The sequence below is a fragment of the Bradyrhizobium elkanii WSM2783 genome (assembly GCF_000472865.1).
Taxonomy (GTDB): domain Bacteria; phylum Pseudomonadota; class Alphaproteobacteria; order Rhizobiales; family Xanthobacteraceae; genus Bradyrhizobium; species Bradyrhizobium elkanii_A.
The window spans coordinates 22,693-45,068 of the sequence record NZ_AXAP01000014.1; the positions used below are offsets into that span (position 1 = coordinate 22,693).

General features: G+C 62.9%; 22 protein-coding genes and 1 pseudogene. 9 read left to right on the top strand and 14 right to left on the bottom strand.

All coding sequences use genetic code 11. The features are described 5' to 3' along the window. Positions 1-72: 72 nt before the first annotated feature. The 4 genes from YY7_RS0114855 (at position 73) to YY7_RS0114875 (ending at position 3,120) form a co-directional block, all read left to right on the top strand. Complete coding sequence (locus tag YY7_RS0114855; RefSeq protein WP_028163959.1) at positions 73-540, top strand: RidA family protein; 468 nt, start codon at positions 73-75, stop codon at positions 538-540. Positions 541-543: 3 nt separating this feature from the next. Next, positions 544-1,296 (top strand): glycerophosphodiester phosphodiesterase, encoded by a 753-nt coding sequence (locus tag YY7_RS0114860; RefSeq protein WP_028163960.1) that lies wholly within the window; start codon positions 544-546, stop codon positions 1,294-1,296. Positions 1,297-1,402: 106 nt separating this feature from the next. Continuing rightward, a complete protein-coding gene (locus tag YY7_RS0114870; RefSeq protein ID WP_028163961.1) occupies positions 1,403-2,650 on the top strand; it encodes a GNAT family N-acetyltransferase in 1,248 nt (415 codons plus the stop codon). Positions 2,651-2,697: 47 nt separating this feature from the next. Beyond that, positions 2,698-3,120 (top strand): HIT domain-containing protein, encoded by a 423-nt coding sequence (locus tag YY7_RS0114875; RefSeq protein ID WP_028163962.1) that lies wholly within the window; start codon positions 2,698-2,700, stop codon positions 3,118-3,120. 135 nt (positions 3,121-3,255) lie between these two features. Here the strand turns inward: YY7_RS0114875 and tsaA are convergent, their stop codons facing one another. The 4 genes from tsaA to YY7_RS0114895 form a co-directional block, all read right to left on the bottom strand. Further along, the gene (tsaA, locus tag YY7_RS0114880; RefSeq protein ID WP_028163963.1) at positions 3,256-3,747 is read right to left on the bottom strand and encodes a tRNA (N6-threonylcarbamoyladenosine(37)-N6)-methyltransferase TrmO; all 492 of its coding nucleotides are present in this window, start codon (positions 3,745-3,747) and stop codon (positions 3,256-3,258) included. Between the two features lie 60 nt (positions 3,748-3,807). Continuing rightward, the gene (locus tag YY7_RS0114885) at positions 3,808-4,152 is read right to left on the bottom strand and encodes an AzlD domain-containing protein (RefSeq protein ID WP_028163964.1); all 345 of its coding nucleotides are present in this window, start codon (positions 4,150-4,152) and stop codon (positions 3,808-3,810) included. Then, on the bottom strand, positions 4,149-4,892 hold the full coding sequence (locus tag YY7_RS0114890; RefSeq protein ID WP_028163965.1) for an AzlC family ABC transporter permease: 744 nt from the start codon (positions 4,890-4,892) through the stop codon (positions 4,149-4,151). Before YY7_RS0114890 ends, YY7_RS0114885 begins: the two co-directional genes overlap by 4 nt. Before the next feature lie 225 nt (positions 4,893-5,117). Beyond that, on the bottom strand, positions 5,118-6,065 hold the full coding sequence (locus tag YY7_RS0114895; RefSeq protein ID WP_028163966.1) for a lytic transglycosylase domain-containing protein: 948 nt from the start codon (positions 6,063-6,065) through the stop codon (positions 5,118-5,120). A gap of 84 nt (positions 6,066-6,149) precedes the next feature. Here YY7_RS0114895 and YY7_RS0114900 point away from each other — a divergent pair, with 84 nt between their 5' ends. Both YY7_RS0114900 and YY7_RS0114905 read left to right on the top strand, forming a co-directional pair. After that, on the top strand, positions 6,150-6,797 hold the full coding sequence (locus YY7_RS0114900; protein WP_028163967.1) for an HAD family hydrolase: 648 nt from the start codon (positions 6,150-6,152) through the stop codon (positions 6,795-6,797). Between the two features lie 18 nt (positions 6,798-6,815). After that, complete coding sequence (locus YY7_RS0114905) at positions 6,816-7,751, top strand: glycine/sarcosine/betaine reductase selenoprotein B family protein (RefSeq protein ID WP_028163968.1); 936 nt, start codon at positions 6,816-6,818, stop codon at positions 7,749-7,751. Between the two features lie 78 nt (positions 7,752-7,829). Here YY7_RS0114905 and YY7_RS64390 read toward each other — a convergent pair whose 3' ends face one another. The 4 genes and pseudogenes from YY7_RS64390 to clpS form a co-directional block, all read right to left on the bottom strand. Then, entirely contained in the window at positions 7,830-8,357 is a 528-nt protein-coding gene (locus tag YY7_RS64390; protein WP_063623373.1) for a type II toxin-antitoxin system HicB family antitoxin, read from the bottom strand. Beyond that, positions 8,354-8,550, bottom strand: a pseudogene (locus YY7_RS58040) (type II toxin-antitoxin system HicA family toxin). The gene YY7_RS64390 and the pseudogene YY7_RS58040 overlap by 4 nt, the downstream one beginning before the upstream one ends. 118 nt (positions 8,551-8,668) lie before the next feature. After that, a complete protein-coding gene (gene clpA / locus YY7_RS0114915) occupies positions 8,669-11,071 on the bottom strand; it encodes an ATP-dependent Clp protease ATP-binding subunit ClpA (protein ID WP_028163969.1) in 2,403 nt (800 codons plus the stop codon). Positions 11,072-11,349: 278 nt separating this feature from the next. Beyond that, positions 11,350-11,685 carry an ATP-dependent Clp protease adapter ClpS gene (gene clpS / locus YY7_RS0114920; protein ID WP_028163970.1) on the bottom strand — a complete coding sequence of 112 codons (336 nt, stop codon included), beginning with the start codon at positions 11,683-11,685 and terminating at the stop codon, positions 11,350-11,352. A 493-nt stretch (positions 11,686-12,178) separates the two neighbouring features. Here clpS and YY7_RS0114925 point away from each other — a divergent pair, with 493 nt between their 5' ends. Next, positions 12,179-13,537 (top strand): TadE/TadG family type IV pilus assembly protein, encoded by a 1,359-nt coding sequence (locus YY7_RS0114925; protein ID WP_028163971.1) that lies wholly within the window; start codon positions 12,179-12,181, stop codon positions 13,535-13,537. 74 nt (positions 13,538-13,611) lie between these two features. On the opposite strand, the gene YY7_RS0114930 is transcribed toward YY7_RS0114925, so the two are convergent. Continuing rightward, entirely contained in the window at positions 13,612-13,947 is a 336-nt protein-coding gene (locus YY7_RS0114930) for a phasin family protein (protein ID WP_028163972.1), read from the bottom strand. A 406-nt stretch (positions 13,948-14,353) separates the two neighbouring features. Between YY7_RS0114930 and YY7_RS0114935 the strand changes: the two genes are divergently transcribed. Continuing rightward, positions 14,354-16,207 carry a serine hydrolase gene (locus tag YY7_RS0114935; protein WP_028163973.1) on the top strand — a complete coding sequence of 618 codons (1,854 nt, stop codon included), beginning with the start codon at positions 14,354-14,356 and terminating at the stop codon, positions 16,205-16,207. A 237-nt stretch (positions 16,208-16,444) separates the two neighbouring features. Here the strand turns inward: YY7_RS0114935 and YY7_RS0114940 are convergent, their stop codons facing one another. The 4 genes from YY7_RS0114940 to YY7_RS0114955 form a co-directional block, all read right to left on the bottom strand. Beyond that, a complete protein-coding gene (locus YY7_RS0114940; protein ID WP_028163974.1) occupies positions 16,445-17,161 on the bottom strand; it encodes a DnaJ domain-containing protein in 717 nt (238 codons plus the stop codon). 109 nt (positions 17,162-17,270) lie between these two features. Beyond that, positions 17,271-18,035: a hypothetical protein gene (locus YY7_RS0114945; RefSeq protein ID WP_028163975.1), complete on the bottom strand. Its 765-nt coding sequence runs from the start codon at positions 18,033-18,035 to the stop codon at positions 17,271-17,273. A 91-nt stretch (positions 18,036-18,126) separates the two neighbouring features. Next, positions 18,127-19,041, bottom strand: coding sequence for an alpha/beta fold hydrolase (locus YY7_RS51595; RefSeq protein WP_051396718.1), 915 nt, complete (start codon positions 19,039-19,041; stop codon positions 18,127-18,129). 306 nt (positions 19,042-19,347) lie between these two features. Then, positions 19,348-20,121 carry a helix-turn-helix transcriptional regulator gene (locus YY7_RS0114955; protein ID WP_028163976.1) on the bottom strand — a complete coding sequence of 258 codons (774 nt, stop codon included), beginning with the start codon at positions 20,119-20,121 and terminating at the stop codon, positions 19,348-19,350. A 108-nt stretch (positions 20,122-20,229) separates the two neighbouring features. Here YY7_RS0114955 and YY7_RS0114960 point away from each other — a divergent pair, with 108 nt between their 5' ends. After that, positions 20,230-21,312 (top strand): zinc-binding dehydrogenase, encoded by a 1,083-nt coding sequence (locus YY7_RS0114960; RefSeq protein ID WP_028163977.1) that lies wholly within the window; start codon positions 20,230-20,232, stop codon positions 21,310-21,312. A gap of 9 nt (positions 21,313-21,321) precedes the next feature. On the opposite strand, the gene YY7_RS0114965 is transcribed toward YY7_RS0114960, so the two are convergent. Next, entirely contained in the window at positions 21,322-22,245 is a 924-nt protein-coding gene (locus YY7_RS0114965) for a division plane positioning ATPase MipZ (RefSeq protein WP_028163978.1), read from the bottom strand. Between the last annotated feature and the right edge of the window lie 131 nt (positions 22,246-22,376).

The window sequence follows — 22,376 nt, forward strand, 5'->3', positions numbered from 1 at the left end:
GCCGACTTGAAAGCGGCGGCGCGATGCGCGAAACAGTGCGCCCTGATTGTCACTGAACCGGGGACGGAAAACATGGCAGGTACGGTCGAACAGAAACTGGCGGCACAGGGCATTACCCTGCCCGAGCCCGCTGCTCCCGTGGCGAACTATGTCGGCTTCGTCCGGACCGGCAACCTGCTGTTCGTCTCCGGCCAGCTTTGCTTCGATGGCCAGGGCAAGCTGATCGCCAAGGGCAAGCTGGGCGCCGGCGTCACCCTCGAGCAGGGGCAGGCCGCCGCCCGCGGCTGCGCGATCAACCTGTTTGCGCAGATCAAGGCCGCGCTCGGCGACCTCGACAAGGTCGCGCGCGTGGTGCGGCTCGGCGGTTTCATCAATTCGACACCCGACTTCCCGGACGCACCGAAGGTGCTGAACGGCGCCTCGGACCTGATGGTGGCCGCCTTCGGCGACAAGGGCCGGCACGCCCGCACCACCGTCGGCGTCGCTTCGCTGCCGGCGGACGCCGCCGTGGAAGTCGAGGGATTGTTCGAGGTCATCTGAGCGATGCGGGCCCCCGACTGGCTGACGGCGCGGCCGGTCGCCCATCGCGGCCTGCATGATGCCGCGCGCGGCATCATCGAGAACATGCCGGCGGCGGCAGAGGCGGCCATCGCGGGCAATTTCACCATCGAGTGCGATATCCAGCTTACCGCCGACGGCGAGGCCATGGTGCATCACGACGATGCGCTTGGCCGGCTCACCGACGGCGCGGGCCTCCTGCTCACCAAGACGGCGGCCGAACTGAAGACCGTCAGGTTCAAGGACACCGCGGAGCGCATGATGTCGCTCGGCGACCTCTGCGCGCTGGTTGCCGGCCGCGTGCCGATCCTGGTCGAGGTGAAGAGCCATTTCGACGGCGACCGCAAATTGGTGAAGCGGATGGCCGAGGTGCTGAGCAGCTATGCCGGCCCCGTGGTCGGCATGTCCTTTGATCCGGACCAGGTGCTGGCGCTGCGCGAGATCATGCCAAGACTGCACCGTGGCATCACCGCCCAGCGCGATTATGACGACGGGTATTGGGCCAAGCTCACGCCGGCACAGCGCGACAGCATGCTCTACCTGCGCCACGGCTTTCGCACCGAGCCGCATTTCATCGCCTTTTGGGTCGACCAGTTGCCGGCGCCCGCTCCCTGGATCGCCCGAAACCTGTTCGGCTGCCCGCTTCTGGCCTGGACCGTGCGCACGGCGGAGCAGCGCGCGAAAGCGGCACGCTATGCCGACCAGATGATCTTCGAAGGTTTCATGCCGGGAACCTGAGATGTGGCTGGCGGCCTTGAAGTCGGCATTGCGATGCACGATCTTTGCAAGGCGCAGGTCACCATGGGCGATGGCCGCTCGCACAGGGGACCGGTTCAAATTCTCAATGGCCTCATCTGAAATCACCCTCGAAGCCGTTCCGTCCGTCAGCGACATCAAGGCTGCCGATTGGGACGCTTGTGCCAATCCGACGGTCGATCCCACCTCGCTCGACGCCCTCGACACGCTGGCTTTACCCAGTTCCGGAGGTCTTGCGTGCATCCATGCAAGACGTTCCTATAACCCATTCGTTTCACATGCCTTTTTTGCAGCGCTGGAGGTCTCTGGCTCGGCCGTTGCGCGGACCGGCTGGGGGCCGCGGCATCTCCTGGCCAGGCTCGATGGCGAGATCGCCGGGATCGTCCCCTGCTATCTCAAGTCCCACTCGCAGGGCGAATACGTTTTCGATCGCGGCTGGGCGGACGCCTATGAGCGCGCCGGCGGCCGGTATTATCCGAAGCTCCAGGTGTCGGTCCCCTTCACGCCGGCCACCGGGCCCCGCCTCCTGCTTCGCAACGGCATCCACCGTGAGCAGATCAGGTCGGCGCTTGCCCATGGCCTGATGGCGCTGTGCGAGGCCACCGAGGCCTCCTCCGTGCATGTGACCTTCGCAGGCGAGGACGAAGCAAAGTTTCTGGGCGGACATGGTTTCCTGCAGCGGACCGACCAGCAGTTCCACTGGCACAATGCCGGCTTCAAGAGCTTCGACGATTTCCTCGCCACGCTGAATTCGCGCCACCGCAAGGCGATCAAGCGCGAGCGGCGCGAGGCGCTTGCGGCTGGTGTGACGATCCACTGGCTAACTGGCGAGGAGATCACCGAGGATGCGTGGGACGCGTTCTTCGACTTCTACATGGAGACCGGCTCGCGCAAATGGGGCCGGCCGTACCTGAACCGGAAATTCTTCTCGCTGATCGGCCAGAGCATGGCCAAGGACGTGCTGCTGGTGATGGCCAAGCGCAATGGACGCTGGATTGCGGGCGCCATCAACTTCATCGGTTCGGACACGCTGTTCGGCCGCAACTGGGGCGCAATCGAGCACCATCCGTTCCTGCATTTCGAGGTCTGCTACTATCAGGCGATCGACTTCGCCATCCAGAACGGATTGAAGGTGGTCGAGGCCGGCGCGCAGGGCGAGCACAAGCTCGCACGCGGATATTTGCCGCAGACGACCTATTCCGCCCACTATATCGCGGAGCCAGGTCTGCGCCGGGCGATCGCCGATTACCTCAAGCGCGAGCGCGCCTATGTCGCCGAGGTCGGCCGTGAGCTCACTGACGCTGGCCCGTTCCGCAAGGGCGGCGACGAGGCTTGAGCTTTCTGCTAGGACCCGAGAACTTCAGACTGATGTGAGGAACCGCCATGCCCGCCTATGACCCCCAAAATCCCTTCGCAAAGATCCTGCGCGGCGAATTCCCCTGCTACAAGGTCTACGAAAATGAGTACGTGCTGGCCTTCCTCGACATCATGCCGCGCTCGACCGGCCATACGCTCGTAATCCCGAAGGCCCCTGCCCGCAACATCCTCGACATCTCGCCCGACGATTACGCCCATGTCGCGCGCGCCGCCCACAAGATCGCCGCAGCGGCGATGAAAGCCTTTCAGGCCGACGGCATCACCGTGCAGCAGTTCAACGAGCCAGCCGGCGGCCAGGTCGTCTTCCACCTCCACATGCATGTGATGCCGCGCCAGGACGGCGTCGCGCTGTTGCCGCCTGCAAGCCGCAAGGAGGATGTGAAGGTGCTGGAGGACAATGCGACCAAGCTGATCGCCGCGCTGGGGTAACGGCTCTCTCCACTCGTCATTCCGGGATGCGCCGTCAGGCGCAGGCCCGGAATCCATTGGACCACATGCGCTGCGGCGAAATGGATCCCGGGCTCGCGCTGCGCGCGCCCCGGAATGACGAGCGGGACGAGAAAATCACTCCGTCTCGAAATCGCCGGGCTGTGACGGCGCGAGCGGGGTGAATTCGCAGCGGTCGGGCTTGACGTCGAGCAGCGGCGTCTCGTCGAGACAGTCCAATCCGCGCACCAGGATGACGTTGCCCTCGACGCCGACTAGCTTCACGATCGAGGTCGCGATCGGGTTCGGTCGCACCGGGGAGCGAAGCGAGAAGGCGCCGCGGGTCTTGCCGTTGCTCTTCGGGCTCTGCAGCACGAGGTCGCGGCGCGACTGGTGCAGCCAGTAGAGCACCTCGAGATTTTCGTAGAAATCGACGCCCTTGATGGCGGGCACCCAGGGCTCGAAAATCTCCAGACGACAGACGGGCCCGTCCTGGCGGCCTTGGCGCGGCGTCATCAGCCGCGAGGTCCAGGGCGTGCGGATGCGGCCGATGAAGATCAGGCCGGCGTCCTGCGCCGGCGGCATCTCGACGGCGACTTCGCCCGGGCGTACCTCACCTTCTCGAACCATGTCTCAATCCACGGATAGCTGCTTGCCGATCGACAGTAACGCATTGCGCGGCGGCTGCAATCAGCCGAGCCACCATTGGCCGCCGACCAGGATCACTTCGCCGACGGCAACGCCTGCGAAGATCGACCTCCGCGACAGCATGAACGCGGCAAAGCCTGCGGCCACGGCGCCATAGCGCAACAGGGCCGGAACGCTTGCGAGCGCGCCGGGCGGCTGCACCACGATCTGCGCGATGACGCCGGCAAGAATTGCGGTCGCGACCGCCCTCACCCACACAAGAAGCTCCGAGCCCTCGTCGAGCCCGCCGCCGAACCACAGGCCCAGCATCCGCCAGATCTGGTTCGGGATCACGCCGGCCACGAACAAGACCACGAGCGCGTGCCAGTCGCCGATGAAGGTGCTCATGCGATCGCCTTTGCCCTTGCCCGGTGCACGCCATAGGCGATCGTGCCGGCGACGACGCCACTGACCAGGATGTCGAGGCCGCTGTTGAGCAGCGTCGCCAATGGATACAGTGCCAGTCCGAGCGCGAGCGCGATGCCGTCGGCCAGCTCGCGGCAATTGCGCGCGGTCGAGAACAGGAACGTCAGGGGCGTCAGCATCAGGATCGCCGCGGCGAAAAGCTGCGAAAGATTGGCCGCCAGCAAATAGCCGATCGTGTTGGCCACCACTGAGAGAAAGACCAATCCGCAGCCGAGCCCATGAATGAAGGCGATGCGGCGCTCCCGCGGCACCTGTGGCAGAAAGCGATGGCATTCGACCCACAGCGTCACCGCGGTGAGATGCGCCGCCAGGATCAGGTGCCGCCGTTTTGTCTTTGGCGTCCGCATCATTGGCAAGACTGACACCACCATCGGAAACAGGCGGATGGCGCTGACGCTCACCGCAATCGCCGACTGCAGGATGGTCGCGCCGGAGCCCAGCGTCGACACCAGGATGATCTGCGCCGGTCCAGCCCAGACAAACACCGTGCTCGCGAGCGTCCAGGCCAGCGAGAAATGCGTGTCATGCGCCAGCGCCCCGATGCCGAGATAGGTCGCGAACAGCACCAGCGCCAGAATGGTCGAGCCGACCGACCGCACGCCCCAGAAGAAGGCGCGGAACGAGCTGTGCCATTGCGGGGAATCGAGCGGAGGAAGCGCCACGGAGAACCGGAGGAAGGTTTGAATTGAGCGGCATAGGGCAAATGAAGACGGGCCGCGTCAAGTCAGGGCTGGCATGCAGCAGCAGTTTGTCGTCCCGGCCTTGAGCCGGGACCCATACCGCGGAATCTATCTGTGAGGCGATCTGGTCGACGCCCTTATCAAACGACTACGCCCTGTGGTTATGGGTCCCGACTCAAGGCCGGGACGACAAGTTTCGCTAGCCCCTCACACCCTGTTCCGTAACACAAAACAGGCGCCGCCGGCTTTGCGGATGCGGTTACAGAGATTGTCGGCCTCGGGCCGCGTGTCGGCGCCGATGCGCACCTGATAGAAGGTGGCGGTCCCGCGCGTGCGCAGGGGTGCGCTGAACAGGCTCGGGTCCTGATCACCGATCACGGCGCTCAGGCTCTTCATCGCGCGCGCATACATCGCGAGCGCCTTGTCGCGGTTAAAGCCAGCGGCAAGCTGAACGCCCCAGACCTTTGCAGCGGCGAGCGTAACGTGCTGTTCAAGGCCGGCAACGAACGGGTTCGGCGCGCGCTTCAAGAGCGCCATCAATTCGCGGCAGCTCGAGGTCTGCGGGCGTGTGGGCACCTTGCCATTGCGGGCGGCGGACGCCCATTCGTCGACGCTGGAGCCGGTGATCGCGTATACATAGTTGCGCGTTTCCTGCGGCATATAGCCGGTGCCGGCGAGCCAGTCCTGCACGCGGCGCGGACCGGCATTGTAGGCTGCGGCGGCAAGGCCGAGATTGCCGAACTGGCTGCGAAGCTCGCTGAGGAATTCGGCCGACTTCGGCAGCGCCTGCACGGGATTGAAGGGATCGAGCAGGCCGCGCTCGCTCGCCGTTCCCGGCATGAACTGCGCGATGCCCTGCGCGCGCTGGCCGTTCCGCGTCATCGGGCCCACCGCATCGGGCTGAAACCGGCTCTCCTGCCAGATCACGCGGGCAAAGAATTCGAGCGGCAGATCGTTCGCCCGTGCAGCGGATTCGATCATCAGGCACATCGCCTCCCGCGCCTCGCTCTCGCGCGCGGTCTCAGACTTTTCCGGGGGTTGCGCGAGTTCCTCGACGCTCGGGTGCACGACGCGGCTGTCAGGCTCCTCGGCCGCCGCCGGTGCCAGCCACAGCAAGATCGCGAAAGCGGCACTGAAATGCGGGATTATTCGCATCATCTCAGACCTGACAAATCAGTCCTTGACTTAGGCGGCGGGCCAACTAGCAAACTTGGGCATTATCAACGCCCCAGGGCCGAAATGCGCACAATCTATTTTGATCTCGACGGCACGTTGACCAATCCCAAGCCCGGGATCACCCGTTCGATCCAATATGCCCTCGAGCGACTGGGCCAGGCGATCCCAAGCGAAGACGAATTGACCTGGTGCATCGGCCCTCCCCTGCACGCGAGCCTGAAGAAACTGGTCGGCAGCGATGCGCTCGCAGATCGGGCGTTGACACTTTATCGCGAGCGGTTCGCCGATATCGGCCTGTTCGAGAACGAGACCTATCACGGCATCCAGGAGACGCTGTCCGCGCTGGCCGCCTCGCATCCGCGCATGTTCATCGCCACCAGCAAGCCCGCGGTCTATGCCGAGCGGATCATCGACCATTTCGGCCTGCGTCCCTATTTCGAACAGGTGTTCGGCTCGGAGCTCGACGGCACGCGCACCGACAAGACCGAGCTGCTGCGGCATGCGCTCGATACGGCGAAGGTGGATCCGACGCAGGCGATCATGATCGGCGACCGCAGCCACGATATCGTCGGCGCGCGGAGCAACGGCATGACGGCCATCGGCGTCCTCTACGGCTATGGCAGCGAAGAGGAGCTGAAGGGCGCCGGCGCACATCATATCTGCGCGACCCATCCGAATTTGCTCGACCATTGCCTGTCGCTTCCGGCTTGATCACTCGGAGCACACGAGATGACAACAACGTCCGACCAGCAGCTCGACTTCGCACCCGACGACGATGCGCCGATCGGCTATATGAAACGCACGCGCGACTACTATGCGGCCATCGGCTACACGACGCCCTACCGCTGGGCGCATTACACCAGCGCGCCGTTCCAGCCGCTGCGCAAGTCGCTCGCCGAATCCCGCGTCACCATCATCACCACGGCGGCGCCGTTCGATCCCGCCAAGGGCGATCAGGGACCGGCGGCGAAATATAACGGCGGTGCCAAGTTTTATCAGGTCTATGACGGCGACACATCGAAGCAGCACGATCTGCGCATTTCCCATATCGCCTATGACCGCGTGCACAGCTCGGCCGAGGACAGCGGCACCTGGTTCCCGTTGCCGCAATTGCGGCGGCTGGCGCAGGAAGGACGGATCGGCGAGATCGCGCCGCGCTTCTTCGGCGCGCCCACCAACCGCAGCCACCGCGTCACCATCGAGACCGATGCGCCGGACATCCTGGCGCGCTGCCGCGCTGATGGCGTCGATGCCGCGGTGCTTGTGCCGAATTGCCCTGTGTGCCACCAGACCGTCAGCCTGGTGGCACGGCATCTCGAAGCGAACGGCATTTCGACCGTCGTGATGGGCTGCGCGAAGGATATCGTCGAGCACGCCGCCGTGCCGCGCTTCCTGTTCAGCGATTTCCCGCTCGGCAATTCAGCCGGCAAGCCGTACGATCCTGCTTCTCAGGCGTTCACGCTGGAGCTTGCGCTACGTGTGCTGGAGTCCGCGCCAGAACCGCAGACCACGGTGCAGTCGCCGCTGCGTTGGAGCGCAGATCATTCCTGGAAGCGGGACTACAGCAACGCCGATGCGCTGAGCGCCGAAGAGCTTGCCCGGCTCCGCCGCGAGTTCGACGCGCAGAAGGAAATCGCGAAGAGTATTCGCGAGAGCGCCGGCTGATCCAATCTTGAAGTGAAGTGCAGCCGAGCGGGCAATTGGGACGACGGACTAACAACTGACAACGTAGTCACGGTACAGCTAGGCACTCATCGCGACCAGAAATCGCTCACGAAACTCGCGGTGCGGAAATCGATCGTGTATTTCCCGATGGAAAAAAGAGCCCTTGGAAGCGGCGGATTTGAAAGCTTGGATGACTTCGAAGGGAACGTCATCGTATACATACCGTTGCCCTGATGCAAAAGTAACAAGAAGTTCGCGCCGGCTGCTCTCGTAGGCAATTTCTTTGATGGTGGCGCTATCGAGTTCAATTCGCAGCGATGTAAGCTGATCGTTTGCAGGAGAAACGAGCGCGATGACGGCGCCGGCAGCATCATCAACGAAGTCAGGATTTCTTTTCAGTTCCTCAAGCGTATGCGCTATCGGAATGCGGTCTCCGTCCGCCTCCATCACAGCGAGGTGACCAGCAAGTGCCTCAGATGCGGTGCTGAGCGCATCGGCAAAGGAGTCACCAGCCGAGATGCAGCCCGGCACGTCAGGAAAACTGACTCCGTAGCTCGTATCCTCATCCTTGTGAACGAGGGCAATATAACTCGCTGTCTTGCTCACTTTCGCTCCTGCAATCCTGCCTGCCTGTAGATCGACCTGACAGTTTTGGGATGCAAATCTCTCTTTGGATGCGGCACCGTCACCTTACTGGCTTCGTCGGGTGCTTGTAGTGGTGGTGACTCCCGGTCGCTCCAACATATCGCCAACCGTCCGCTTCGAGCTCCTTTATAAGATCACGAGAATCCTTCGGCATTGCCGATTGAACGTATCCCGCGAGTACTCATCAAGGCAAGTTCCTCGCCGGCAGACGCAAGTTCAGATCATAAGTGAGGAAGGGCCGACTTGCGCCGGCCCCTCTTTTTCGATTGCTGTCAGACCTTCACCAGCGGTCCGCGCGCCGGCCCCTTGGAGCCGCCGCCGCCATTGGGACCGCCCGGCTTCGGCTTGCGCTTGCGGGCGCCTGGGAGCTTCTCCGGCTTCGGCGTGACCGGGCCTTCGACGAACTCGAAGCCGATCTTGTCTTTGCCGGTCGCCTCGTCCTTGACCAGGATGACACGGACATGGCCGCCGCCCTTGAGATGACCGAACAGCACTTCATCGGCCAGCGGCTTCTTGATGTGCTCCTGGATCACCCGCGCCATCGGGCGGGCACCCATCTGCTCATCATAGCCGTTCTCGATCAGCCAGGCCTTTGCGGGCTCGGACAGTTCGATGGTGACGTCGCGGTCCGCAAGCTGCGCCTCGAGCTGAAGCACGAACTTCTCGACCACCATGCCGATCACGTCGGCATTAAGATGCGCAAAGGAGACGATCGCATCCAGCCGGTTGCGGAATTCCGGCGCGAACTGGCGATTGATCGCCTCGTGGTCGTCGCCTTCCCGCTTGCTGCGGGTGAAGCCGAAGGCCTGCCTGGCGAGATCCGCCGCGCCGGCATTCGTGGTCATGATCAGGATCACGTTGCGGAAGTTGACCTGCTTGCCGTTATGGTCGGTCAGCCTGCCGTGATCCATGATCTGCAGCAACACGTTGTAGAGATCCGGATGCGCCTTCTCGATTTCGTCGAGCAGCACCACGCAATGCGGATGCTGGTCCACGCCGTCGGTCAACAGGCCGCCCTGGTCGAAGCCGACATAGCCGGGAGGTGCACCGATCAGGCGCGACACCGTGTGCCGCTCCATGTATTCGGACATGTCGAAGCGCAGCAGCTCGACGCCCAGCGACGCCGCGAGCTGTTTTGCCACCTCGGTCTTGCCGACGCCCGTCGGGCCGGAGAACAGGTAGCAGCCGATCGGCTTTTCTGGTTCGCGCAAGCCGGCACGCGCCAGCTTGATCGAGGCCGATAGCGACTCGATCGCCTTGTCCTGACCGAACACCACGCGCTTCAGGGTCTGCTCGAGATGCTTCAGCACCTCGGCATCGTCCTTCGACACGCTCTTCGGCGGAATCCGCGCCATGGTCGCGATCGTGGTCTCGATCTCCTTGATGCCGATCGTCTTCTTGCGCTTGTTCTCGGCGACCAGCATCTGCGCCGCACCGGACTCGTCGATCACGTCGATCGCCTTGTCAGGCAATTTGCGGTCGTGGATGTAGCGCGACGAAAGCTGCACCGCCGCCTCGATCGCCTCATTGGTGTATTTCAGCCGATGGTAATCCTCGAAATAGGGCTTGAGGCCCTTGAGGATCGCAATCGCATCTTCCACCGTCGGCTCGTTGACGTCGATCTTCTGGAACCGGCGCACCAGGGCGCGGTCCTTCTCGAAATGCTGGCGGTATTCCTTGTAGGTCGTCGAGCCCATGCAGCGGATGGTGCCCGAAGCCAGCGCGGGCTTGAGCAGGTTGGACGCATCCATCGCGCCGCCTGACGTGGCGCCGGCGCCGATCACGGTATGGATTTCGTCGATGAACAGGATCGCGTTCGGGTGCGCCTCGAGTTCCTTCAGCACCTGCTTTAGGCGCTCCTCGAAATCACCGCGATAGCGCGTACCGGCAAGCAGCGTTCCCATGTCCAGCGAGAACACGGTGGCCGCGGCCAGCACTTCCGGCACTTCGCTGTCGACGATGCGCTTGGCCAGTCCCTCCGCGATCGCGGTCTTGCCGACGCCGGCTTCGCCGACGAACAGCGGATTGTTCTTCTGCCGGCGGCACAGCACCTGGATCGCGCGGCTGATCTCGGCATTGCGCCCGATCACCGGATCGATCTTGCCGTCACGCGCCTTCTTGTTGAGGTTGACGCAATAGGTCTCGAGCGCCTCGCCCTTCTTCTTGGCGTCCTCATTGCCCTTGGTCTCGGTCTCCTCGTCGACGCCACGCACCGGTCGCGCCTCGGAGACGCCCGGCCGCTTGGCGATGCCGTGGCTGATGTAGTTGACCGCGTCGTAGCGCGTCATGTCCTGCTCTTGCAGGAAATAGGCGGCGTGGCTTTCGCGCTCGGCGAAGATCGCGATCAGCACATTGGCGCCGGTCACTTCTTCGCGACCCGAGGACTGCACATGGATCACCGCGCGCTGGATCACGCGCTGGAAACCGGCGGTCGGCTTCGCGTCGTCAGCGCCATCAGTCACAAGGTTTTCGAATTCGGTCTCAAGATAGTTGACGAGACTGGTCCTGAGCTTGTCGAGATCGACGCTGCAGGCCCGCATCACCGCGGCCGCATCCGAGTCATCGATCAGCGACAGCAGAAGGTGTTCAAGCGTCGCGTATTGATGGTGACGCTCGTTTGCAATCGCCAATGCACGATGCAGGGATTGTTCAAGGCTTTGGGAAAAAGTAGGCATTCGCTTCCTCTGTGGCCCCCGGCCATCATGATCGCCATTGCCCGGTCAGGCAACAACAACCTTCGTCATCCCCTGTCATATAGTCACGCACGATCGTGGCGAAAGCCCGGCTTCGCGCAGCGGTCAGCCAATCGAGCACAGGCGCCGCGACCGAGAGCCACATCCCTCCAGTCAGCGGGAACACCATCCGCTTCCATCGGGCAAAGCGCTTCCATCAGGCGAATTAAATGCAAGACCCGTTCCGCTTCGTGGCGGGTCTGCTAGACGCTGGGCCCGCGTTACTTCTTTTCCATCACACATTGCAGCGGATGCTGGTGCTTCCGCGCAAAATCCATCACCTGGGTCACCTTGGTCTCGGCGATCTCATAGGTGAAAACCCCGCACTCCCCGATGCCATGGTGGTGGACGTGTAGCATGATCTTGGTCGCCGCTTCCGCGTCCTTGTTGAAGAACTTCTCCAGGACATGAACGACGAACTCCATCGGAGTGTAGTCATCGTTCAAGATCAGGACGCGGTACAAATTCGGGCGCTTGGTCTTCGGCTTGACCTTGGTAATGACCGAAGTGGACGGACCTCCGGTGGTCCCCCCACTACGGCCCTCATCGTTGCTCATCCGGGGCGCTGATGGCGCGGCAAGCGCCGATATGGGCGAATTGGTTGCAAAAACTGTCTGCGACATGGCTCAGGCGTTCGACATCCCCAAAGGAAACACGCAACGCACTTGGAGGTTGCGCAACGCCGAAAACAGTCGTCACGGAACTTCCAGCACGCTCGAGAGATCGCCGTTTCCCGGTCCGACCCTTTGCTGGGTCGGCAAAAGGCAATATGGGCCCGGCTTTGTCCCGCTGCAAGCACAGATGCGTGGCTCACACGGGGCCGGCCGGCCCGACTCCCGGGTCTCGACGCTCATGCGAAGGTTAATCGTTTCTGGCGGGTTTGACAAAGGAAGCCGACTACTCGTTTAGCGACCATTGACAATAGGTCCGCTTTCGTCCCCGTCGTTCGGCTTTTGCCTTGGCTTTGACCCGTTTTTATGAGGACCGGTTTACCACCTATTTAGCGGCGCACTGAGAAATGGCGGCACCAACCAGATTGCGGTGAACGCCATGTCCGTTACAGCCATTTTCGACCGCCTTCGTACAGCGGCCCGCCGGTTCGCCGGCGCGGATGAAGGGAATATAGCGGTAATTTTTGCCTTGGCTGCGGTTCCGATCATCACCCTCGTCGGTGCCGCGATCGACTATTCCCGCGCCAACAGCGCCCGCTCCTCGATGCAGGCGGCGCTCGACTCGACGGCGCTGATGGTGGCGAAAGATCTGACCGACGGCAGGATATCGACCTCGGACGTCACCACGACGGCGCGGAAATATTTCGCCGCGCTCTACACTAACCCCGATGCCCAATCGGTGACGATCAACGCGAGTTATACGCAGAATACCGGAAACGGCTCGACCATCAAGGTCGATGGCTCCGGCAGCGTAAATACCGAATTCTTGAAGTTCGCGAGCCTTGACACTCTCGGCTTCAACCTCAGCTCCACCTCTCTCTGGGGCACGGTACGGATGCGGGTTGCACTGGTACTCGACGTGACCGGTTCGATGCAGTACGACGGCAAAATGGCCGCCCTGAAGCCTGCCGCAAAGGCCCTGATCGATCAGCTCGCTGCGCTCGCAAAGAATCCAGGCGATGTCTACATCTCGCTCGTTCCGTTCGCCAAGGAGGTCAATGCCGGTCCCGGCAACTACAATCAACCCTGGATCAACTGGAGCGAGTGGGATGCGGTCAATGGGACCTGCAGCAACACCTCCTATAAGGACAGCAGCAGTTGCACCGCCGCCGGCAAGACCTGGAAGACGAACAATCACACCACCTGGAACGGCTGCGTGACGGATCGCGACCAGGACTACGATACGCTGAATACCACACCAACCATCAACACTTCTCTCCCGTCCACTCGGTTCTACGCCGATCAGTATAACGCATGCCCGCCCCAACTGATGCCACTCACCTATGATTTTGCCGCCCTGAAGAACAAGGTCGATTCCCTCGTACCCAATGGCGGCACCAATCAGCCGATCGGAATCGCGTGGGGATGGCAGTCCCTCACCCAAGGCGCGCCGCTCAATGCACCCGCCGAGGATCCCAACTACACCTATCAGAAGGTCCTGATCGTGATGTCCGACGGTCTGAACACCCAGGACCGCTGGCCATCATACGGAAACGGCCAAGTCCAATTTAATGGCCAGATCGACGCCCGCCAGCGCATTCAGTGCGACAACATCAAGGGTCAGGGCATCACCATCTATACGATGCACGTGAATACCAGTGGTGATCCAACATCCCAAATTCTGAAGTACTGTGCCAGCAGCTCAGACAAATTCTCAACCGTGACGTCCTCAACCCAGATCATGACGGCCTTCACTTCGATCGGGAACTCGCTGTCCAAGCTGCGTGTCGCGCGGTAGCTACCGTCCCCTCGACGAACAGAAAAGCCCGGCCAAAGGCCGGGCTTTTCGTTTGGAAACTAAGGCAGCGCCGATTAATGCGTCGGGTTGAATCTAGCGACCAGGCCCTCGAACGGCTTGAAAGTCTGCTTGGCGCAGTCGCTGTAGAGGCCGGCGATCTTCTGCGATTCGGCAACGAAGGTCTCGTAGGCCGAGCGGGCATATTCGGTCTGGGCTTCCAGCGCTTTCTCGAGCGACTTCACGCCGGACAGCTTTTCCACAAACGACTTGGTGTCCTCGAACGACTTCTTCGCGTAGTCGCCATAGGCGGTCGCGATCGCCTGGACGCCGCTCTGCAGATTGTTCGCCGAAGCTGTGATCGTCTCAATCTGCTCTTTTCCGTAGTTCTGAATGTCTTCAACCTTGACCATTGGAATCCTTTCCCAAGACTTTTTGCGCAAACCCATTGTCGGCACGGAGCCGACTCCCCGAACGCGCCGTCAAACTAGTGCGGCGCACAATCAAGTCAAGCGATATTGTGCATTGCACAAATTGTTCGAATATGCCGAAAACCCCGGGTCTTTACGCAACGCTTAATTAAGCTTTTGGAAACTCGGCAGGCCTAACCTTGATTCCCGAACGGGTTCATCTTCCGACAAGCAGCCTGAAAACTGTTTGTGAACAGCATCTTAGCCAGAACAGCGACCCTGGCCGGCCGATGCAACCGGAGCCTCGTTTCCGGAAGCCATCGTCGAACAGGGTGATGTCAGCGGCCCGGCGGGCACAATTTTGCCCCACGGGCCGGTGATCAAGATAGAAATTGGGACGGGGAAGTAAATGCTTCGTACAACCTTCGCTTCCTCGCGTGTCTTGCGAGTTGGCGTTCTCGGGCTCATCACCTTCACCACAGCGATCCTGATCTCCAGCGAGAGCGCCGAGGCGCGTCGCTCTCGCCACCGCCATCACGTGCGCTCTCATCAGGTGGATCGCGACAGCTATAGCCCCCAATTCTCCTCCATCATCGTCGACGGCAATTCCGGCTCGGTGCTGGCATCAAACAATCCCGATGGTCTTCGTCACCCGGCCTCGCTGACCAAGATCATGACGCTTTATCTGCTGTTCGAGCGCCTCGAAGCCGGCAGGATGAAGCTGGATACGGAAATGCAGGTATCGGAGCACGCTTCGGAGCAGTCTCCTACCAAGCTTGGCCTCCGGCCCGGCCAGACCATCAGGGTCGAAGACGCCATCAAGGGCCTGGTGACGCGTTCCGCCAATGACGCCGCCGTCGTGATCGCCGAAGCCATTGGCGGCGATGAGGATGATTTCGCCAAGATGATGACGCGGAAGGCCCGTTCGCTCGGCATGAGCAAGACGGTCTACCGCAACGCATCAGGCCTGCCCAATGATGAGCAGGTGACGACCGCGCGCGACCAAGCCACCCTCGGCCGCGCGATCCAGGATCGGTTCCCGCGCTACTATCGGTATTTCTCGACCACCGTGTTCAATTATCGGGGACAGTCGATCCGCAATCACAACCACCTGCTCGGCAAGGTCGAGGGCATCGACGGCATCAAGACCGGCTACACCCGCGCCTCCGGCTTCAATCTCGTCAGCTCGCTGCGCCGAGGCAACCGCCATCTGGTCGGCGTGGTGTTGGGTGGCCGCAGCGGCGGCTCGCGCGACGCCATCATGCGCAGCCTGCTCGCCGAGAACCTCGAGAAGGGCGCAACGATCCGCACCGCCGCCGCCATCACCGAGAAGAACGTCGCGGACGGCAATACCAATATCGCGGAAGCTGATACGCCGTCGCGCGGCAACGACCAGCCGGCGCAGGTCACTTCCGGCGCCGCCGCCTCCGCTGAACCCGCAATGGCAGCGCTCACGCCGGCGGCCCCGCGCCCGGCCGCAAAGGCATCGCTGATGGCCGCAGCGGCCGCCGCCCTTCCCCCGCCGCCAGCGAAGATTGAGCCAGCGGCGAGGCCGGAGCCCAAATCCGAACCCGCGCCCCTGACCAACGGCGTGATCCAGAGCCAGCCGATGGCGATCATTCCCGGCTCGGCCGAGCCGATGAAGCCGGTCAAGGTGAAGACGGTTCAGGTCAAGGCCGGCGGCACCAAGCTCGCCTCCGCCGCGCCATCCCAGCCGGCACCACCGGTCACCAATGCGATCCCACCCCGTCCGGAAGTCGCCGAGACCTCCAGCGCCGTCGTGGCAAGCGCCGACGTCGCCAAGACCGACGTCGCCAAGACCGACGTCGCAAGGTCCGCAGCCAGAGCCGAAATGCCGCCGCAGCCTGCCGGGTTCGGCACCGGCAATGGCATCCTCGGTGTGTTGCCCGCGTCGAGCCTGCAGCAGCCCACCTCCTCGCCGCAGACGGTCGCCGCGCTCCAGCCGCAAGCGGTGTCGCCGGCCGCGGTCGCCAAGCCCACGCAGCCTGCCGTGCACACCGGCTGGATCATCCAGGTCGGTGCACTCGAAAGCGAGGACGAGGCGCGCCAGCGCATCGATCTTGCGCGCAACCAGTCGCGCGGCCTCCTCGGCAAGGCCGATCCCTTCACCGAGCCGGTCGTCGGCAAGGATAACCGCAAGCTTTATCGCGCCCGCTTTGCCGGCCTCGAGCGCGAGCAGGCCGAGGCGGCGTGCCGGACGCTGAAACGCGCCGACATCTCCTGCATCACCATCCGCAACTGATCTTTCGGCCCGATCGTAAAATCGCAAAGCCGGCGCCCACCAGCGCCGGCTTTTTTGCGTCGGCCTGTCGCAGCCGCGGCCACTTGTTCCCTCGCGAAAACTTCTCGGCAAGGATTTACGGTTAAGCTTTCGAGAACAGGGGATCGACCACGCTGGACAACGGCGGGCGAGACAGGGCGCGTCAGCACAGAGAAGCAGCGGCAACTCTCGGTTTGTAGCGTTGGTAGCGTGCCGGAGTTAGCTAGAATGCGTGCGAAGCAAGGTATCCTTGGCCTCGTTTACACGGGCAGCGAGGTACGTCGACCCCCCTTGGTCGGGATGCAGTTTCTTCATGAGAGTGCGGTGCGCCCGGCTGATCTCGTCACGCGAGGCTCCCGGCTGCAGGCCAAGGACCTGGTAGGCCTCCTCTTCCGTCATTTTGTCGCCCGGCGCCGCGCGGCGTTGCCCCCCTGCCCCGTTGCGCTGCGCGTCCTGACGCCAAGCGGGAAACCGGCGGTCCAGATAGCTTTCAAGTAACGTGACGCTTTCGGCGTCGAAGCCGGCGGCCATCGCCAGCAATCCCTGAAGGTCGAACTCGTCGAGCGAGCGGCCGGCATTCGGTCCTTCCACGATCTGGCCCGACAGCGCGCCGGTGTCGTGGTCGAGGCTCATGTCGAGATATTTCGAGCGCACGCGCGAGCTCTGTCCGGCGGAGCGCTGCGTGCCGCCGAAGATGCTGCCGAAATTGCCCAGCACGTTCGGCGACCAGCCGAGCAGGCCGGCGCCAAAGATCCCGAGCGGGATCGCGACAGCAAGTTCGCCCCTGATTCCGGTATAGGCGGCGACCGCGAGCGACAACACGCCGCCGACGATCTTGATCGCGCGCGCCATCATCGCCGGGTTGGCGGCCCGAAACATCTGCAGCAGGAGATAAAGCGTGACAACGGCGACGACGCCGGCAATCAGGGTTGGCATGGGCGCAATATAATCGCGGCGGCGAGGAAAAGCATCGCGAACCAAGCCCACAACGACCCAGCCTGGCTGGTGCACCGCCATGCGCTGTCAGGCGACGCGGCGACCACCGTCACTTCATCTGGCCGATCAACTTGGCCGCACCGCTCGCGGTTTTCGACAACTGCAGCAGCGCCTCGCGGCCGCCGGCGGCGTAGGCCGCAGCGGCCCGCAGCAGTTCGCGCAATTGCGCCGCTGCACCCGGATCGAAGCGGCAATAGGCGCCGCCGGTCAGCCGCGCAATCTCGCGGAACGCCTGCTCGGCGGTGGCGTCGCCGCCTTCCTGGAACGTGAAGACGGGTACCTTGAGCAGCCCGAGTTCGCCGGCCTTGGTGCAGAGATCATCGACGGACTCCTCCATGGCGTCGCCGACGAACACCACGGCCCGCACCCCGGAGGCGACCGCCTCGCGGCGCGTCTCCGACAACACTTTGCCGATCTGAGTATTGCCGCCCTGGCAATCGATCTTGCCCATCAATCTGGCAAGGTGAGCGCTGTCGGAAATCCAGCCAGTCGCCCGGCATTCGTTGAAACCGCGGTAGTAGACCAGGCGGATATCCAGGCTGCCCAGGGAAGCGGCTTCGCGAAACATGTCCGCCTGCAGCGCGCAGGCCATGTCCCAGGTCGGCTGCCGGCTCATGGTGGCGTCGAGTGCAAAAATCAGCCTTCCACGCCCGCTGGCCTGATGCGGCGACATCGCGCGCGCCTTGGCGACGAAGGCGGCGATATCGTCGGAGCTGGACGGAGATGCTTCCGGCAAGCGACCGAACTTGCGGGCCTCGGCCGCCTGCGCAGCGATGTCGTTACCGGATTTCGGTTTGGTCGGTTCGCCAGCCATGAATCCTCGCCGTTGCTGCGAGGATTATGTGGGCCGAGACCAGGAAAGCGTCAATGCGCGCGCGGGATGCGCCGAGCATTGGGGCCAGAGGTCAGTTTGGTACGGCCGAGCGATCTTTCTCGGTCTCGGTCTTCTGGACCTTCTTGGTCGAGGGATCCGGTACGTAGAGCGAGACCGGTCCCGGTTCGAGGATCTTCGGCGGCGCACTCCTGGTGTCGACCGGCGCCACCTCACTGTCGCTATCGACCAGAAACTTGTCGAGCATCGCCTGGATCGAGTTCTTCGCCACGTCCGGGCCGGTGTCGCGCATATCGTTGTGCTGGAAGTTGGTGTTCACCACGGTGATACCGGACTTCTCGCACTCCTCATCATCGGGCACGACGCCCGGATCAGGCTTGAAATGGGTATCCTTCGAGCGGAACGACAGGATCTTGAACTTGCCGTCGGTCAGGAACGGCACGCGCAGATTGTCCAGCGTCACGACCTTCTTGATCTCGTCGGGATACTGCTTGGCGAAGTACATCGAGATGTCGCCGCCCATCGAGTGTCCGACCATGGTGACCTTGGCATAGTCGGCGTTAGGCTGGAGCTTCTTCATCTCGTCGATAGCGAAGTGGATATTGGCCACGCCGCGCTGGATTTGCGGCAAGCGGCCGACATAGAGCTCGCCGGCCTTGGTCACCATCGGCGGGTCTGTCGGCAGGTCGTGCTGCGGGCTGATCACCAGATAGCCGCGCGCGGCAAAGATGTTGGTCAGGAACGAATACTCGGTGTTCTTGACGGTGTTGCCGTGGTTGAGGATCGCCACCGGCAGGGTGATCATGCCGGCGTTGGCCTGCATCTCCTTGTCCCAGCGCACGGCCACGTCGACGGGAACGAGGCGATTGTCCCGCGCCGGATCATAGAATTTGAGTGTCTCGTGACGGATAGCCCACTTGCTGGCGGTGAAATACGCGCCAGTAACAAGCACGGTAAGTGAAAGCAGAACGGTAATTCCACGTTTCATATTCGTCCTCGGCGCGCCCGCCTCTGGCGCTATATCCCATTTGTCCGGACTCTGACGGTCCGTGTGGATGATATATGTCACAGCGACGTGACGGGAAGTCCAAATGTTGTGTGTTGACCGCCTGATCGTTGTGCGATGCACCTAATCCTTGTGCATACGCACAAGTAGCTGTGGGATTTGGCTTTCCTCCTAACCTTATGATGGCGCCTGCGAAATTCGGGTCTAGGCGCTCAATACATTTGTAATAAAACGGCCTATTTTGAAGTTTGTTCCCGGCTTTGGACCCTCCCCCGTAGTCACACGGGTTCAGGCAGCCGTGTAGATGGTAAGTTTCAGCGCCGGGTCGTCATTGGCCTGAAAGCTCGCATATTCGTAGGCCAGGCGGCCCCTCTTGGGATGGCTGAGCACTTTGCGGCCGGACACGCTGCTTTTGATATCGTGCGCCCCCCACCATTGGGCGAATTCCTGGCAGCCGTGCTGCAGCCGAGCGAGCAGGTCGCGAAAGGCAGGATCGCCCGCCCAGAGATCGTGACTTGCGCGAAACTGGGCCACCATCCGGCGGGCTTCGTCGGCCCATGATGGACCGAACAGACGCCGCGTCGCCTCATTGGTCAGCATGCAGATGAGCACGTTGCGGTCGGCCGGCGGAAGTCGGCTGAAGCCGAAGGTTTGTTCTGCGGCATCATTCCAGGCCAGAATGTCCCAGCGCCGCCCGGTGATATAGGCCGGCTGGTTCAAGCTCTCCATCGTGCGCCGGATCGCCGGTGGCACCACCTCCGGGATGAACGGCCGCCGATCGGCGTCGCGGATCAGCGCCCGCAGATGCGCGTGCTCGGCCTTGGTCAACCGTAGCGCTCGCGCCAAGGCGTCGATCGTCGTCAGCGAAGGGCTGACGCTGCGGCCCTGTTCGAGCCGCGTGTACCAATCGACGCCGATGCCGGCGAGTTCGGCCACCTCCTCGCGGCGCAAGCCGGGCGTGCGACGGCGTCGTCCGATCGGAATGCCGGCAGTTTTTGGTGTCAGCTTCTCCCGCCGCGAGCGCAGGAAATCGCCGAGTTCGCTTTGCCGGGCATCTGCCATGGGACTCTTCCTGCGACGAAAGGAGGGACTCTTGATCCCAGGATAATACCAGGTCTTGTTGCCCAGGACAGGCGCTTCGATGATGCAGTCTCAAGCGGGGTAAGAGCCATGAAAGCTGCTGTTTTGAGATCATTTGGATCGCCACTTGCGATCGAAACCGTTACCGACCCGGTGATCGGCACCGGTGAAGTCGTGGTCGACGTCGTGGCGACGCGCGTACTGTCCTATGCCAACGAAGTCTTCAGCGGCGAACGAAACTATCTCTTGGAGTTGCCGGCCGTGCCGGGACCCGGCGCGATCGGAAGGGTTCGCGCGGTGGGGTCCGACGCCACGCACCTCGCCGTGGGCGACTGGGTCTATTGCGACCCGACCTTCCGCTCCCGCGACGACGCCATCTCGCCCGACATTACCCTGCAAGGCTGGAGCGCGCGCGGCGAAGGCGGGTTGCGGCTGCAGCGGCACTTCCGCCACGGTTCATTCGCGGAGCAGACGCTGGTCCCAACCGAGAACGTCAAGCGCATCGGCACGATCGATGCGGTCCACGCGCCAGCCTGGTGCGCGCTCGGCACATGCCTTGTGCCGTATGGCGGCTTCCTGGCGGCAAGACTGCAGGCGGGGGAGACGGTGCTGGTCAGCGGCGCCACCGGCAATTTCGGCAGCGCCGCCGTCGCGGTCGCGCTCGCCATGGGCGCGAGATGCGTGGTGGCGCCGGGGCGCAATGAAAGGGTGCTCGCCGACCTGGCGCGTCGCTTCGGCCACAGGGTGCGCCCGGTCCGGCTTTCCAGCAATGAGGAGGACGATCGCCGGCGGATGCGCGAGGCGGCTGACGGCCCGATCGATTGCGTGATCGACCTGATGCCGCCCTCGGTCAGTGCAACCACGGTGCGCGCGGCCATCACGACGGTGCGCCCCTACGGGCGCGTGGTGCTTATGGGCGGCGTCGGGATGCTGGGTGGCCCAGGCCTCGAATTGCCCTACCCCTGGATCATGCGCGAATGCATCACCATCCACGGCGTATGGATGTATCCGCCGGAAGCAACGCTCGGTCTCGTTGGCATGATCCGGGCGGGCCTGCTGCCGCTCGACCTGTTTGAGGTTACCACCTTCGACCTTGACCACGTCAACGAGGCGGTGGCGCACGCGGCCGCCAATGGCGGCCCTTTCAAGATGACGATCCTGCAGCCGGCGTGAGCCGCCCCCTCAAGTCGCGATGATGTCGTGGAGCTCGAGCGGTTTGTCGACCTGGCTGAACCATTCGGCCCGGTTGGCCGCGCGGCGGCGGCCGCGCTCGTCGAGCGGCAGCTTCAATTGGCGCAGGAGGCCAGTCACCTCCTCGCGCGCCGTGACGTGGCCCATACTGGGCCGGGTGCCGAGCGTCTGCTCGTCGATATCGTCGAGCGCGGTCAGGCCGCGCGGGAAGAATTCCCGGTACACGACGCGCTCGGCAAAGCCGTCGATCGAGCGGAAACCGAGCCGCAGCGACAACTGTTTCAGGCCGCTTGCGACGAGCTGCTTGTTGCGCGACCCAAGCATCGAGAGGCGGTTGCGGACCACGATCCAGTCGGTGGTGGTGCCGTCCACCTGGCGCCGCTTGCGCCTGACGTCGCGCACCATCTCGGCGTAATGGCTTTCGCCGGTCACCGAATAGGTGACGGGATCGATGGTGCCCAGCACGTCGAAGTCAAGGAAGCTGTCATTGATCGGCGTGACCAGCGTGTCGGCCATCGAATGGGCGAGCCGCATCAGGTGGCTGTCCGTGCCCGGCGTATCGATGACGATGAAATCGAAATTGCGCTCGACCGCGCTGATCGCCGCCATGAACTGCTGGAACTCGGCGTTCTCGTTCTCCGCGATCTGCATCGTCTCGCCGTACTTGATGCAATGATGCACGGGGATTTCGAGGCCGAGATTGGTGCGCCGTGCCCAGGCCCGCCGGTTATTGATGTAGCGGGTAAAGCTCTGCTGGCGGCAATCGAGATCGATGGTGGCGACCCGCTGGCCGGCCTTCATTAGGGCGACGGCGATGTGCAGGGCGGTGGTGGATTTGCCCGAACCGCCCTTCTCGTTGCCAAGCACCACCACATGGGCGGAGCCGGATTGCGCCTGACTAGCCTGTACCAGCATGACCTGATCCCCTTGATATCTTCAAATCGGGCGCTTCGACGGTCAAGTGAAATGCGCCATGCGCTCAAGGAGCAGCCGACTGTCTTCCTTGATCATGAATCCATCGCGGGAGATGCCAGCCCGCAATCGCT